Annotated in this window: 14 protein-coding genes; 8 read left to right on the top strand and 6 right to left on the bottom strand. The window is 71.8% G+C overall.

From position 1 onward, the window contains the following. Positions 1-61 precede the first annotated feature (61 nt). Both ACWDRB_RS21315 and ACWDRB_RS21310 read left to right on the top strand, forming a co-directional pair. Complete coding sequence (locus ACWDRB_RS21315; RefSeq protein ID WP_449896149.1) at positions 62-661, top strand: Asp23/Gls24 family envelope stress response protein; 600 nt, start codon at positions 62-64, stop codon at positions 659-661. 345 nt (positions 662-1006) lie between these two features. Further along, positions 1007-1729 carry a PIG-L deacetylase family protein gene (locus tag ACWDRB_RS21310; RefSeq protein WP_449896147.1) on the top strand — a complete coding sequence of 241 codons (723 nt, stop codon included), beginning with the start codon at positions 1007-1009 and terminating at the stop codon, positions 1727-1729. Between the two features lie 68 nt (positions 1730-1797). On the opposite strand, the gene thrS is transcribed toward ACWDRB_RS21310, so the two are convergent. From thrS to ACWDRB_RS21295, 3 genes are all read right to left on the bottom strand, one after another. Next, on the bottom strand, positions 1798-3762 hold the full coding sequence (gene thrS / locus ACWDRB_RS21305) for a threonine--tRNA ligase (RefSeq protein ID WP_350727154.1): 1965 nt from the start codon (positions 3760-3762) through the stop codon (positions 1798-1800). Positions 3763-3827: 65 nt separating this feature from the next. After that, a complete protein-coding gene (locus ACWDRB_RS21300) occupies positions 3828-4406 on the bottom strand; it encodes a glycoside hydrolase family 25 protein (protein WP_449896144.1) in 579 nt (192 codons plus the stop codon). A 60-nt stretch (positions 4407-4466) separates the two neighbouring features. Continuing rightward, positions 4467-5366, bottom strand: a complete 900-nt coding sequence (locus tag ACWDRB_RS21295) for a TIGR03564 family F420-dependent LLM class oxidoreductase (RefSeq protein ID WP_449896142.1) — start codon at positions 5364-5366, stop codon at positions 4467-4469. A 98-nt stretch (positions 5367-5464) separates the two neighbouring features. On the opposite strand from ACWDRB_RS21295, the gene pgm reads away from it, so the two are divergent. Continuing rightward, positions 5465-7096, top strand: a complete 1632-nt coding sequence (gene pgm / locus ACWDRB_RS21290; RefSeq protein ID WP_449896140.1) for a phosphoglucomutase (alpha-D-glucose-1,6-bisphosphate-dependent) — start codon at positions 5465-5467, stop codon at positions 7094-7096. A gap of 82 nt (positions 7097-7178) precedes the next feature. Here the strand turns inward: pgm and ACWDRB_RS21285 are convergent, their stop codons facing one another. Both ACWDRB_RS21285 and ACWDRB_RS21280 read right to left on the bottom strand, forming a co-directional pair. Further along, entirely contained in the window at positions 7179-7871 is a 693-nt protein-coding gene (locus ACWDRB_RS21285; protein ID WP_449896138.1) for a DUF2786 domain-containing protein, read from the bottom strand. Positions 7872-7882: 11 nt separating this feature from the next. After that, positions 7883-9124, bottom strand: coding sequence for a hypothetical protein (locus ACWDRB_RS21280; protein ID WP_449896136.1), 1242 nt, complete (start codon positions 9122-9124; stop codon positions 7883-7885). Between the two features lie 494 nt (positions 9125-9618). Here ACWDRB_RS21280 and ACWDRB_RS21275 point away from each other — a divergent pair, with 494 nt between their 5' ends. From ACWDRB_RS21275 to ACWDRB_RS21260, 4 genes are all read left to right on the top strand, one after another. Next, positions 9619-9903, top strand: coding sequence for a hypothetical protein (locus ACWDRB_RS21275; protein WP_364257377.1), 285 nt, complete (start codon positions 9619-9621; stop codon positions 9901-9903). Between the two features lie 147 nt (positions 9904-10050). Further along, positions 10051-11220 (top strand): cytochrome P450, encoded by a 1170-nt coding sequence (locus tag ACWDRB_RS21270; protein WP_449896134.1) that lies wholly within the window; start codon positions 10051-10053, stop codon positions 11218-11220. An 18-nt stretch (positions 11221-11238) separates the two neighbouring features. Beyond that, positions 11239-11994, top strand: coding sequence for an HAD family hydrolase (locus ACWDRB_RS21265; protein ID WP_350727146.1), 756 nt, complete (start codon positions 11239-11241; stop codon positions 11992-11994). An 89-nt stretch (positions 11995-12083) separates the two neighbouring features. Beyond that, complete coding sequence (locus tag ACWDRB_RS21260; protein ID WP_350727145.1) at positions 12084-12347, top strand: DUF4031 domain-containing protein; 264 nt, start codon at positions 12084-12086, stop codon at positions 12345-12347. 91 nt (positions 12348-12438) lie between these two features. Here ACWDRB_RS21260 and ACWDRB_RS21255 read toward each other — a convergent pair whose 3' ends face one another. Next, entirely contained in the window at positions 12439-13164 is a 726-nt protein-coding gene (locus ACWDRB_RS21255) for an HD domain-containing protein (protein WP_449896130.1), read from the bottom strand. Positions 13165-13257: 93 nt separating this feature from the next. On the opposite strand from ACWDRB_RS21255, the gene ACWDRB_RS21250 reads away from it, so the two are divergent. Then, a complete protein-coding gene (locus ACWDRB_RS21250) occupies positions 13258-14421 on the top strand; it encodes an alpha-hydroxy acid oxidase (RefSeq protein ID WP_363972158.1) in 1164 nt (387 codons plus the stop codon). Positions 14422-14429: the final 8 nt, after the last annotated feature.

Here is a 14429-nt window from a genome sequence, read left to right as displayed (position 1 = left end):
ACCACGGACAAACGGCCCGCTCTTCCGGCACAATCCCAAGCATCGCCTACAGGAGGCCGCGATGAGTGACGCTTTAGCCGAGCACGACTTAGCCGAGCACGACTCCCTGCCGACCGTCCACTCCACCCCGTCCGCCGACACCCCGTCCGCCGACACCCCCGACCCGGCCACGGCCCCCGCTCCTGACCCGGTCGAAGACGTGAGCTCCGCACCCACCGGCGTGCAGCCCTCGGAGGCGCCCTCCTTCGGCGCCGTCGTCAAGGGCCGGATCAAGGTCGCCGACGAGGTGGTCGAGAAGGTCGCCGCTCTGGCGGCTCTCGAGGTGACCGGGGTCGCCGACCTGGGCGGCGACCTGGCGCGGGCCTTCGAGTCCGTACGCGACCGCATCGGCATCGGCTCCCGCCGCGCCAACCAGGGGGTCAGCGCGCAGATCCAGGACCGTACGGTGGCCGTGAGCGTGACCATCGTGGTGGAGTACGGGCACGTGGTGCTGGAGGTGGCTTCCGAGGTCAAGACGAACGTGGCCAGGAGCGTCAGCCACATGCTCGGGATGCGGGTCGCGGAGGTCAACGTGACGGTCGACGACGTCCGCCTCCCGGGCGAGCCCCGCCGCCCCCTTCGCGACACCCCCGACGACGACACCCACCCCTCCCCTCTCTAACACCCCTCCACCCCCTTCTCCCTCCGACGCCCTTGAGCCCGTCAGCCTCCCTCGGGCTGATCGGGCGTTCCTGAGCAGCGGCCTTCGCGGCGATCGGGCGTTCCTGAGCAGCGGCCCTCACGCCGATCGGACGCGCCCCGCCGATACCCCTCCGGACGGCCCGGTGGCCGGGGCGCGTCCAGCTACGCCTCAGGCGGCGGCGTCCTCGTCTGGGGCGGGTGCCGTCCGAGCGGCCATCCATGAGGTGCTCAGGCGCCCGAAGGCCACGATCCCCGGGCTTCGAGGGACGGCCGGGGCACCGCGTGAAGCCAACGCCCGCGCAGGCGCGCCTTTAGGGTGTGGGCCATGACCGAGCAACTGGAGCCCATGCCCGACGACTGGCAGCGCGCCCTCGCCATCGTGGCGCACCCCGACGACCTCGAGTACGGCTGTGCCGCCGCCGTCGCCACCTGGACCGACCAGGGCCGCGAGGTCGCGTACCTGATCGTCTCCAGGGGCGAGGCGGGCATCGACACGCTCGCCCCGGCCGAGGCCGGGCCGGTGCGGGAGCGGGAGGAGCGGGCCAGCGCGGCCGTCGTCGGGGTGACGAGCGTGGAGTTCCTCGACCACGCCGACGGGGTGATCGAGTACGGCACCGCGCTCAGGAAGGACATCGCCGCCGCCATCCGCAGGCACCGCCCCGAGCTGGTGATCACCCTGAACCCGGACGACACCTGGGGCGGAACGTACTGGAACACTCCCGACCACCGGGCCGTAGGCCGCGCCGTCCTGGACGCCGCCGGGGACGCGGGAAATAGGTGGATATTTCCGGATACGGAGGCAGAGCCCTGGAACGGCGTCCGCTGGGTCGCCGTCGCGGGCACCGACTCCCCCACCCACGCCGTGGACGTCACCGACGGCCTGGAGCGCGGCGTGCGCTCGCTCGTCGAGCACCGCGCCTACATCGAGGCGCTCACCGACCAGGACCCCGAGTCGTACGCCCGCGACCTCATCGAAGGCTTCGCCCACCAGGCGGCCGAGCGCTTCGGCGGCCGCCCCGCCATCACCTTCCGCCTGTTCACCCGATGACCCCCGGGCCGGAGGCCGGACGACGAAAAACGGCGGAGCCGTGAGACTCCGCCGTTCTCGTCATCGCGTCAGACCTGGACGCGCCGCTCCACGGCGTTGACGATCTCCGCCACGGCCTCCTCGATCGGGACGCCGTTCTTCTGCTCGCCGTTCCGGTAGCGGAACGACACCGCGCCGTTGGCGATGTCGTCGTCACCGGCCAGCAGCATGAAGGGCACCTTGGCCTTCTGCGCGTTGCGGATCTTCTTCTGCATCCGGTCGTCGGAGGCGTCGACCTCGATCCGGATGCCGCGCTCGCGCAGCTTCTTGGCGACGTCCTGCAGGTACGACACGTGCGCGTCGGCGATCGGGATGCCCGTCACCTGCACCGGCGAGAGCCAGGGGGGGAAGGCGCCCGCGTAGTGCTCGGTGAGCACGCCGAGGAAGCGCTCGACGGAGCCGAACAGCGCCCGGTGGATCATGACCGGAGTCTGCCGGCTGCCGTCGGCCGCCTGGTATTCGAGGCCGAAGCGCTTGGGTTGGTTGAGGTCGAGCTGGATGGTGGACAGCTGCCAGGTGCGCCCGATCGCGTCCTTGGCCTGAACGGAGATCTTCGGGCCGTAGAAGGCCGCGCCGCCCGGGTCGTCGACCAGGTCCAGCCCCGACTCGGTGGCCACCTGGCGCAGCGCCTCGGTCGCCTCGTCCCACTCGGCGAGCTCGCCGATGAACTTGTCGGACTCGTCGCGGGTCGACAGCTCCAGGTAGAACTCCGGCAGGCCGAAGTCGCGCAGCACGCTGAGCACGAACCTCAGCAGCGACTTGATCTCATCGGCCATCTGCTCCCGGGTGGTGTAGATGTGCGCGTCGTCCTGCGTCATGCCGCGCACCCGGGTCAGGCCGTGGACCACGCCCGACTTCTCGTAGCGGTAGACCGAGCCGAACTCGCACAGCCGCAGCGGCAGCTCGCGGTAGGACCGCCCGCGCGCCCGGAAGATCAGGTTGTGCATCGGGCAGTTCATCGGCTTGACCCGGTATTCGATACCCTCCAGCTCGAACGCCGGGAACATGTCGTCGGCATACCACGGCAGATGCCCCGAGGTCTCGAACAGCGACGACTTGGTGATGTGCGGCGTGTTGACGAACTCGTAGCCCGCCTCCGCCTGCCGCCGGCGCATGTAGTCTTCCATCTCCTTGCGGATGATCCCGCCCTTGGGATGGAAGATCGGCAGGCCGCTGCCCAGCTCCGGCGGGAAGCTGAACAGGTCGAGCTCGACACCCAGCTTGCGGTGGTCGCGCTTCTCGGCCTCCTCCAGCAGCTTGAGGTAGTCGTCCTGCTTCTCGCGGGACTCCCAGGCGGTGCCGTAGATGCGCTGGAGCTGCGGGTTCTTCTCGCTGCCGCGCCAGTAGGCGCCGCCCGAGCGCATGAGCTTGAACGCCGGGATCGACCGGGTGGACGGCACGTGCGGGCCGCGGCACAGGTCCTTCCACTGCAGCTCGCCGGTCTTGGGGTCGAGGTTGTCGTAGATGGTGAGCTGCCCGGCCCCCACCTCGACCGACTCCTCGTCGGCGGCGCCGCCCTTGAGCCCGATCAACTCCAGCTTGTACGGCTCCGCCGCCAACTCCTCGCGCGCCTCGTCGTCGGAGACGGGCCGGCGGGAGAACAGCTGCCCCTGCTTGACGATCTCCCGCATGCGCTTCTCGATGCGCTTGAGATCGTCGGGGTGAAAGGCCTGGGCGACGTCGAAGTCGTAGTAGAACCCGTTGTCCACGGGCGGCCCGATGCCCAGCTTGGCCTCGGGGAACAGCTCCTGCACCGCCTGCGCCATGACGTGGGCGGTGGAGTGACGGACGATGGCCCGGCCGTCCTCGCTGGAGACCTCGACCGGCTCGACCGCGTCACCCTCGGACAGCGGGTGCGCCAGGTCACGGAGCTCGCCGTTGACCCGGGCCGCGATGACCGAGCGGCCGTCGGCCTCGAGGGCCTCTCCGGCCGTCGTGCCGGCCGCGACCACACGCTCGGCTCCGGCGAGGGTGATGCGTAGCTCGGCTGACACGGTGACTCCCTTGGATCGCGCCCCGGCGCTCGACACCGGAGCTGCTTCGATGGTGAACACCGATGCTATCGCGGGTGAAACCCCATGTTTGTCAGCTCCTGCCGGGTCCCGTGGAACACGTTGCGGTCTAGCGGGCTGTGGACGTACTGATGAACGGCCCAGTCGCGCCAGGGTGACGGCACCGCGGGCTCCCCGCGCGGCTTGTCGGGGGCGGCGATCCATAACGGGTACTCGCCCAGGCCCGCGCAGTGTCCGCCACGCGCGAACGCCCGGAAGGTGTGGACGAACGGCCGCGCGCCGCCGTGCCGCTCGACGTGGTGGCACCAGCGGCGCGCGTGGCGGGCGACCTGCTCGGGGCGCAGGCCGTCATCGTTCTCCAGGTCGAGGGCCACCAGGTCGCCGGCGCGTAACCCGCCCGCCGCGTCGATCGCGGCCAGGAAGTGGCGCGCCTGCTCGATCGGGTCGCCCCCGGGCCTGGCGCAGTGGTACGCGCCGCGGACGATCCGGCTCTCGCGCATGTCGGTCCAGTTGCGTTCGAACAGCTTGTCGGTGAAGTCGCCGCCCTCGGTGGCCTTGGCGAACGCGAAGGTCACCCCGTCCGCCGCGTGGCCGGCCCAGTCGACGGGCCCCTGCCAGTCGGACACATCAACGCCATGCAGCAAGCGATCTTCACCCCGCCGGAGAATTATGGAGATGTCTTGGGGTCAGCCCTTCGCCGCGCCGATCAGCAGCGCCCGCGTGCGTTCCTTGCTCGCGAACACCGAGCCCACGAAGTCGGTCACACCGGCTTCCCGCAGCACGTCGAGCTTGGCCAGCACCGCGTCCTCGTCGCCCACGATGGCGACGTCTCCCGGAGTGGCCGCGCCTTCCCTGTCGAGCATCGCACGATATGAGGGGAGGTGTCCGTAGACAGCGAAGATCTCGTTCGCGCGAGCGACGGCGGCGGCGGGGTCGTCGGTGACGCAGATCGGCAGCGCGCAGACGATCCTGGGCGCCTCGCGGCCCGCCTCGGCGGCGGCCGTGGTGATGGTGGGCGCCACGTGCTGGGCGACCGTCTTGGGGCCCGTCATCCACAGGACGGTGCCGTCGGCCACGGTGCCGGCCAGCTTGAGCATGCGCGGGCCGAGCGCGGCGACGAGCACCGGGAAGCCGCCGCCGGGCGTGGTGAGCCGCAGGTCGGCCTTGAGCGTCTCGCCCTCGTACTTGACGTGCTCGCCCCGGCTGAGCGGGAGCAGGATGTCCAGGTATTCCGACATGTGCCGGTACGGGCGCTCGAAGCTGTGGCCGTACATGCCCTCGATGACCATCTGGTGCGACAGACCGATGCCGAGCGCGAGGCGCCCGCCGAGCGCGGCGTTGGTGGTCATGGCCTGCTGGGCCAGCACGGCCGGGTGGCGCGGATAGGTCGGGACGACGGCGGTGCCGAGCTCGATGCCGGGCACCTGGCCCCCGGCGGCGGCCAGGGCGGTGAGGGCGTCGAGGCCGAAGATGTTGGAGAGCCAGGCCGAGGTGAAGCCGTCCTGCGCCGCCTGGGTGATCTGGGCGCGCAACCCGCCGATCGGGTCGTCTCCTTTGGGCTCTGACAGGTAATAACCGAATCGCATAGGAACCGAACTCCGTTCTAGTAATCGACGGAACTGTACCTTCCCACACCCGGCCGCGCCCATCCTCCGGCCGGAGGCGGATTTGTAAAGTGGCCTACATGACGCACGAACGCGCAGGACAGCCAGCCCAGCCCGCCGACCTCGTGGCCGTCGACAGGCTCGTGACCTCCTATTACGCGCTGCATCCCGATCCCGGCGACCCGGGGCAGCGGGTGGCGTTCGGCACGTCTGGGCACCGGGGGTCGTCGCTGAGGACGGCGTTCAACGAGGACCACATCCTGGCCACCACGCAGGCCATCTGCGAATACCGGCGGATGCAGGGCACCGACGGGCCGCTGTTCCTCGGCGTCGACACGCACGCGCTGTCGGAGCCCGCGCGGGTGTCCGCGCTGGAGGTCCTGGTCGCCAACGGGGTCCAGGTGCTGATCGACTCCCGCGACGGCTACACGCCGACCCCGTCCGTCTCGCACGCCATCCTGCGGCACAACCACGGCCGCACCACCGGACTGGCCGACGGCATCGTGATCACGCCGTCGCACAACCCGCCGGGCGACGGCGGGTTCAAGTACAACCCGCCGCACGGGGGTCCCGCCGACACCGACGCGACCACGTGGATCCAGGACCGCGCCAACCGGCTGCTGGCCGCCGGGCTGGAGAGCGTGCTGCGGGTCTCGTACACGAAGGCTCTGGAGGCGGCGGGGCGTTACGACTTCCTCGGGATGTACATGGACGACCTGCCGTCCGTCGTGGACCTGGACGCGATCCGGGCGGCCGGGGTGCGCATAGGGGCCGATCCGCTGGGCGGGGCGAGCGTGGCGTACTGGGGGGAGATCGCGGAGCGGCACCGGCTCGACCTGACCGTGGTCAATCCGCTGGTGGATCCGACGTGGCGGTTCATGACGCTGGACTGGGACGGGAAGATCCGGATGGACTGCTCGTCGCCGTACGCGATGGCCTCTCTCATCGCCAATCGCGATAAGTACGACATTTCCACCGGAAACGATGCCGACGCAGACCGGCACGGCGTCGTCACCCCCGACGGCGGCCTGCTCAACCCCAACCACTACCTCGCCGTCGCCGTCTCCTACCTCTACACGCACCGCGACGGCTGGCCCGCGGCCGCCGGGGTGGGCAAGACGATGGTCAGCAGCGGGATCATCGACCGCGTCGTGGAGTCCATGGGGCGGCGGCTGTACGAGGTGCCGGTCGGGTTCAAGTGGTTCGTCCCAGGCCTGCTGGACGGGTCGCTGGGGTTCGGGGGCGAGGAGAGCGCGGGAGCGTCGTTCCTGCGGCGCGACGGGTCCGTCTGGTCCACGGACAAGGACGGGATCATCCTGGCGCTGCTGGCCTCCGAGATCCAGGCCGTCACCGGCAAGTCGCCGAGCGCGCACTACCGGGGGCTGGTCGAGCGGTTCGGGGAGCCCGCGTACGCCCGGGTCGACGCCCCCGCCACGCGCGAGGAGAAGGCGGTGCTCGCGAAGCTCTCGGCCGCGCAGGTGAAGGCGTCGTCGCTGGCGGGCGAGCCGATCACCGCCGTCCAGACCACGGCGCCCGGCAACGGGGCCGAGCTCGGCGGGGTGAAGGTCTCGACGGAGAGCGCCTGGTTCGCGGCCCGGCCGTCGGGGACGGAGGACGTCTACAAGATCTACGCCGAGTCCTTCCGCGGCCCCGACCACCTGGCCAAGGTGCAGGAGGAGGCCCGCTCCCTGGTCTCCGACGCCCTCGGCTGACCGCGCGGGCGTCCGGACGGGCGGCCCGGCCTCCAGGCGGCCCGGCCTCCGGGCGATCCGGCCTCCAGGCGGGCGGGCGGGATCAGCGGCCGGTGGCCAGCTCGGGGGCGGTGTCGGTGGTCATTCCGGTACGGCCGAGGTCGGCGCGGCGGCCGGCGGCCACCCCGTCCCGGTAGCCCGTGCCGCTCGTCCTGGGCACGCTCACCCGGATGTCCGGATAGTGGGCGGACACCGCCCGTTCCACCTCGGCCCGGCGGTCGGCCAGGACGAGCGCGGCGCCCGTACTGGCCTGCTCCGCCTGTGCCTCGGCCACGCACAGCAGCCGGTACACCTCGTCCGTGAACCCCAGCAGCCACGACCGCCGGTACGCCCGCACGGCGGTCACGCCGTCGGGCACCCGCACCCGCGCCAGCCCGCTCGCCATCTGCAGCAGCAACGACGTGGCCAGCAGGTCGGCCCGCTCCAGATCGGCCGCGAACCCGAACACGTGCACCCGCTGCCCACCCTCGCCCCGCCCGATGAGCAGGGGGCGGCAGCGCACGGCCTGCGCGACCAGACTGACCAGCCGGGCCTTCTCCCTGGCCCAGGGGTTGGGCAGGGAGACGACCCGGTCGCCGGGCGTCTGCCGGGTGCCCGCCGGGGGGAGCGAGTCGATGCCGTGCTTGGCCATCAACGCCGACGCGGCCGCCATGAACGTCGCCCGCTCGTGCTCGTTGTCGGTGCGTTCGGCCTTGGCCAGGAGTTTCCTGACGCGCTCGAGCGTGCGCTCCCGCAAACGTGCTCCCCCTACAACTTGGTGGTCAGCACCCGCCCGTCGTCCGCGATGGCGGGGAAGGCACCCGTGTCGACGATGCCGTGCTGCTGGAACAGCGCCTCTATGAGGGCGTGCGCCCGCGGCTCGAGCTTCCACAGGGCACGATACTCGCGCGCCGTGGCCAGCGAGATGCCGATCTCCTGGGCGATGTCCACCGAACGCGGCACGATGCCCTTGGCGATCTGGCGGTCCCAGAACGCGCGGGCCTGGCGCATCAGCGCGGCCCGCTGGGCGGTGTCGACGACCTGCGGGGTGGTGTCGAGCACCTCGATGTCCTCGTCCTCCTCCTCGACGAGCTCGGCCAGCGCGGGCGGCAGCGCCGGGCGGGCGGGCACCGGCTGCTGCTCGGGCTCGGGCTCCCACGGCACGCGGGGGGCGGCGTCGATGAGGGCGGTGGTGTTGTAGAGGGCGGCGATCTGGGCCAGCAGCGCCTCCTGGCGGGCCTGGTTCACCGCCAGGCCGGTGTGCTCGACGGCCTGGTCCATGGCCTTGTCGAGCTTGGCCAGCGCCACGCGCATCTTGCGCTCGGAGGCCCCGTTGTCGCGCAGCGCCTTGGCCCGCTTGGCGGCCAGCGCGACCCTGGTCAGCCGGCGGTGGGCGTCGACCTCGCTCGCCGTACGGTCGCTGACCTCGGCCAGCCCGACCCGGACCAGCAGTCGCTCGGGCGTCAGACGCCAGTTGATGCGGCCGGTGCCACGGATGCGGTGCCGCTCGATGGCCATGCCGCGCTCCCAGAGCCAGGCGGCGACCAGCGGCGCGGCGAGCCTGAACACCGCCTCGGGCAGGCTGCGCGCGTCCATGCTGGACAGTACGGCGGTCAGGCAGGTCAGCGCCCACACGGCGATGCCGTCGATGCCGGCGGAGAAGTTCTCGCGCATGTTGCGGCGGGCCCGCACCGCGCTCGTGATGATCGCGACCTCGATGAACGCGAACAGCAGCAGCCGCAGCGGCCCGTCCAGGCCGAGCACGTCGCCGGAGAAGCGCCACATGCCCTGCGCGGACACGCCGGTGGCGATGGAGGCGGCGACGATGGTCAGCACGTCCTCGATGGGACGGGCGGCGACGTACCGGGAGACCAGCCAGGCGGTGGCCCGCCAGGCGATCCTCAGCACCAGGAACGCCAGCGCCAGCCCGGCCAGGCTCAGCAACGCGATGACGGCGGTGGCGAGCGGCTTCTCGGTGACGAAGGCTGCTATTTCCTCAAATGTCGGCATCTGTCACTATCCGTGGGGGCTCAAACTCCGGCTCTATGCGACGAGATCATCGCAGAATGTCGCCATCTTGTACGCCAAACGCCATCTGCCGCCCCATTTTGCCCCTGTTTCACTGCAGTTCCGACAACTTCCCCCACACCCGGCCGGGCGTGTCGCCCCGGCGGGTTTCCCTCCGGATGGCGCGGTCCAACGGCGCCACAACACGCGGAGCGTAACTACACCCCGCCCAAGCGCCCCGGAACGCACGCGGCGTGAGGGGACCGAGGGCGCGCACGGGCGAGCGGCATGCGGGCCGGAGCGGGACGGCGCTCGGCGCACGGCGTTGAAAGGCGCGCAACGGCGCAAGTGGCGCACCGGACCGGAGCGGCGTGCGGAGCGGAAGCGGCGTTTCGAGCGGGGGCGTTCCCAGCGGGGGTGACGTTGGGGTTAGAGGCGTGGAGTGGGGGTGGCCGCAGGGCGGGGGTGGGCGCACAATGGGCCGCGAGGAGGGGATTGTGAGCAAGCGATCACGCAGACGCCGCGCTCTTCCCAGCGGCGCACCCGCCTGGATGCCCGGATACGGGCCCGGCGAGCCGCACTGGCCCGGCGAGAGGGATTTCCCGTTCGACGACCCGTCGGAGGGTGGCGAGGGTGGAGTGCGTGAGCCGCGCAAGCCCAAGCCCGCTCCGCCGGCGTTGTCGGCGGAGGCCCCGTTGCCCGAGCAGCTCCTGTACGCCCGCGACCGGACCGAGCCGCCGCCCGGTGAGGTGACCGGGGTTCTGGCTGGTCAGGATGCGTAGGACGGTCCTGTGAGGGAGGCGGTGGGGGCCGCGAGGGGGAGGGGAAATTCGTCCTTTCGGAGGGCAACATCCGCCGTCCCGGGTGGGACCATCTATGGAGGGATTTATCCCAAGATGGCGTGATGTATCCCAGCAGGACGGATATCGATGTCAGACAATGAGTTCCCCCTCGTCCAGTTCATGCGCGAAGGCTTCGACCCCGTGGGCGAGCTCGGACGGATCCGGGCCGAGCATCCGGTCTTCCCCATGGAGATCCCCGGCAGCCAGACCGTCTACCTCGTCACCCGCTGGGAGGACGTACGCGGCGTCCTGAGCGACCACGAACGCTTCAGCAACGACTTCGCCGGGGTGATCGGCCTGGGCTCCAACCAGGAGGACCCGGGCGGCCTGGGGTTCCGCGACCCGCCCGAGCACACGCGGCTGCGCAAGTACCTGACGCCCGAGTTCACCATGCACCGCCTGCGCAGGCTGGAGCCGCGCATCGAGGCGATGGTCGAGGAGCACCTGGACCGCATCGAGGCCAAGGGCTCCCCCGTGGACCTGGTGGAGGAGTTCGCGCTGCCGATCCCGTCGCTGGTGGTGTGCGAGCTGCTGGGCGTCCCGTACGAGGAACGCGCCGACTTCGTGAAGATCAGCAAGGACCGGTTCGACTTCACGGCCGGGCCGGAGGCGTCGCTGCAGGCGATCAACGACGCCATGGCCTATCTGACCGACCTGGTCGCCCGGGAGCGGCAGAACCCCGGCGAGGGGCTGCTCGGCCAGCTGCTGCGCGAGCACGGTGACGAGCTCGACGACCGTACGCTCGCCAGCATGGCCGACGGGCTGCTGACCGGCGGGCACGACACCAGCACCAGCATGCTCGCCCTGGGCACCCTGTGGCTGTTGCGGAACCCCGAGGAGGCCGCCAAGGTCCGCGAGGTCGACGGCTACATCAACGACGTCGTCGAAGAGCTGCTGCGCTACATGACGGTCGTGCAGGTGGCCTTCCCCCGGTTCGCCCGCGACGATCTGGAGCTCCACGGCGTACAGATCAAGAAGGGCGAGATGGTGCTCTGCTCGCTCACCGGCGCCAACCGCGACCCCGCCCTGGGCGAGGACATGGACCACGTGCGGCCCGGCAGGGAGACGGCGGGCTCGCACATGGCGTTCGGCCACGGCATCCACCGCTGCATCGGCGCGCCGCTGGCGCAGATGGAGATGCGCATCGCCTTCCCCGCGCTGCTGCGCCGCTTCCCGGGGCTGCACCTCGCGGGCGAGGTGCCGTTCAGGGAACTCGCCATCGTGTACGGCGTCAAAGAGCTACCCGTCGCCTGGTAGAGCGGTTACGTTCGCAATGTGAACGAGCCTGTCATCGATCTGACCACGATCAGCGCCGTCCTGTTCGACACCGACGGCGTGGTCACCGACACTGCTCGGGGGCACGCGGCCGCCTGGAAGCACGTCTTCGACGCGTTTCTGCGCGGCCACTCGACACCGTTCGACATCCGGGACGACTATCTGCGTTACGTGGACGGCCGCCCGCGACTCGACGGCATCCGCACCTTCCTCGAGGCACGCGGCATCACGGTGCCCGAGGGTTCGCCCGACGACGAGCCCGGCGCGGCCACCGTGCACGGGCTCGGCCTGGCCAAGGACCAGATCTTCATGGCCCAGGTGGAGAAGTACGGGGTGGCCGCGTTCCCGTCCACGGTCTCGCTCCTGCACGAGCTGCGGCAGCGGGGCGCGCGTACGGCGGCCGTCTCCGCCAGCCTGCACGGTCGCAAGCTGGTCACGTCGGCCGGTGTGCTGCACCTGTTCGACCTGGTGGTGGACGGCAACGACGCGGCCCTGATGAACCTGCCCGGCAAGCCCGACCCCGCCCTCTTCCTGGAGGCGGCGCGCCGGCTGGCGCTGCCCGCCGTCAGAGCCGCGGTGGTGGACGCGGCGCTGCCCGGGGTGGAGGCGGGCGAGAAGGGCGGGTTCGGGCTGGTCGTCGCGGTCGCCAGGGACGGGGCCGAGGCGGCGGAGCTGCGCGCGGCGGGGGCCGAGGTCGTGGTGTCCGACCTGGGCGAGCTGGCGGTCCGCGGCCGGGTCCCGCCCACGATGGCGTGACCCAGGCCAGGTGATCCCGCCCCGGGCCTGGGGATCCCGTCCCGACGGCGTGAGCGCGGGTCGGGGGGAGCGGCTCTACCCTTGACGGCGTGACCGTTCTCATCGACCCGCCCAACTGGCCCGGGCCGCGCGGCCTGATGTGGTCGCATCTGGTCAGCGACCGCTCGCTGGAGGAGTTGCACGACTTCGCCTCGCGGCTGGGGGTGCCGGAGCGGGCCTTCGACCGGGATCACTACGACGTGCCGGAGACCGTGCACGCCCGGGCGGTGGAGCTGGGGGCCGAGGCAGTCACGTCGCGCGAGCTGCTCCTGCGGCTGATCGAGTCCGGCCTGCGCCGCCGCAAGCGCCGCTGACCCGGCGCCCGTCAACAGCCGCAAACTCCGCTGATACGAATCCCACGACGACCCGTCGCCAGTGCCCCAAGCGCCGCCGGTCGGGCCCCTGCTACGACGCGTCGTGGCCCGGCGTGAGCGAGGCCAGCTCGCGTGTCATGTTCGACCGTGCCCGCTCCTCCCACAGCTCGCGGGCGCGTTCGGTCCGGTAGAGGCGCGGTACGGCCAGCAGGCGGCGCAGCACCTCGGCCCGTCCCGCTCTGAACAGGTCGTCGGGCACGTGGGCGTACTCCTGCCGGATCCGCCCCGCGTAGTCGTCGTATCCGGGCAGCCCGAGCACGGCCAGGTCGGCGTCGCACAGGACGGCGCCGTCGCGGTCCCCGTCGGCCAGCGTGTCGTGGGCGGCGGTGAGGCGTACCAGCCTGATCACTTCGGCGACCCGTGCGGCGGGCACCCCGCACCTGGGCAGCCTGGACTGCGCGAGCTGGGCGCTGCGCTCCTCGTCCAGGCCCGGCCGCCCGTCGTAGACGGCGTCGTGGAACCAGGCGGCCAGGCGCACGGCGGGCAGGTCGTCCGCCGTGGCCGCGAGCTGGGCGATCCCGGCGAGCACGGCGGCCAGGTGGTCGAGGGTGTGGTAGCGGCGGTGCGGCTCGGACCAGCGGGCGATCAGCTCGGCCCCCGTGGCGAGGGACGCGGGCGAGTCCCCCACGAGCACCGCCCAGTCCAGTCCCAGCGCCGCCGGGTCCCCCTCCGGCACCGCCCGGTCCCGCCCAGAGGCCGCCGAGTCCCCGGTGGGAGCCGCCGGGCCCTCCGCGGGAGCCGTCGAGTCGTCGATCACGCTGTCACCGTACCTTTTGGTAACGTCCAAGACATCGACGGGAACGCGAAGGAACCCCGGCGCCTGCCCCGGTGGCGGGAGCTGCGGGCCGTCGTGCCCGGCCGCCCGCGGCTGTCCAGGGCGCGCCGGGTGGCCGACGCCGCCGACATCGCCGATCTCCGGCTGCTCGCCAGGAAACGCGCCCCGCACATGGTGTTCGACTACGTGGACGGCGCGGCCGAGGGCGAGCTGTCGATGGCCAGGGCGGTGGAGGCGTTCCGGCGGGTGGAGTTCAGCCCGCGGGTCCTGCGCGACGTGTCGCGGGCCCCGACCGCGGTCGAGATCCTGGGCAGGCGGGTCGCGATGCCGGTCGTGCTCGGCCCCACCGGGTTCACCCGGATGATGCACCGTGAGGGCGAGCGGGCCGTGGCCAGGGCGGCCGAGCGCGCGGGCGTCCCCTACACGCTGTCCACCATGGGCACCACGACGGCCGCCGATGTGGCCGCCGCCGCGCCCGGCGGGTGGAACTGGTTCCAGCTGTACGTGGTCCGCGACCGCGCGCGCAACCTGGAGACGCTCGCCCTGGCCCGCGAGGCGGGCATGGACGTGCTGGTCGTGACCGTCGACGTGCCGGTGGCGGGGGCGCGGCTGCGCGACGTGCGGCACGGCCTGACGGTCCCGCCGTCCCTGCGCTGGCGCAGCGCGCTGCAGGCGCTGCGGCACCCGGCGTGGTGGTTCGACTTCCTCACCAGCGAGCCGCTGAGGTTCGCCACCATCGAGGGCGCCCCCGACGACCTGCCCGGGCTCACGAACCTGATGTTCGACCCCTCGGTGACCATGGACGACCTGGAGTGGATCCGCTCGGCGTGGCAGGGACGGCTGCTGGTCAAGGGCGTGCAGCGGGTGGACGACGCCAAGGACCTGACCGCCCTCGGGGTGGACGGCCTGGTGGTGTCCAACCACGGCGGGCGGCAGCTCGACCGCGCCGCCACGCCGCTGGAGCTGCTGCCCCAGGTCGTGGCCGCCGTGGGCGATCGCACGGAGGTGTTCCTGGACGGAGGCGTCCGCAACGGGGCCGACGTCGCCGCCGCGGTCGCGCTCGGCGCGCGGGCCTGCTTCATCGGCCGGGCCTACCTGTACGGCCTGATGGCGGGCGGCGAGGCCGGGGTGCGGCGGGCGCTGGACCTGCTGCGCGCGGAGCTCGTACGCACCCTTCAGCTGCTCGGCGCCGGCGGGATCGACGGACTCACCCCCGACATGGTGCACATCAGGGCTTGATCGAAGCC

The sequence above is a fragment of the Nonomuraea sp. NPDC003707 genome (assembly GCF_053587055.1).
Note: the sequence above shows the minus strand (reverse complement) of the source record. Positions and strands in the feature narration are given on the sequence as shown.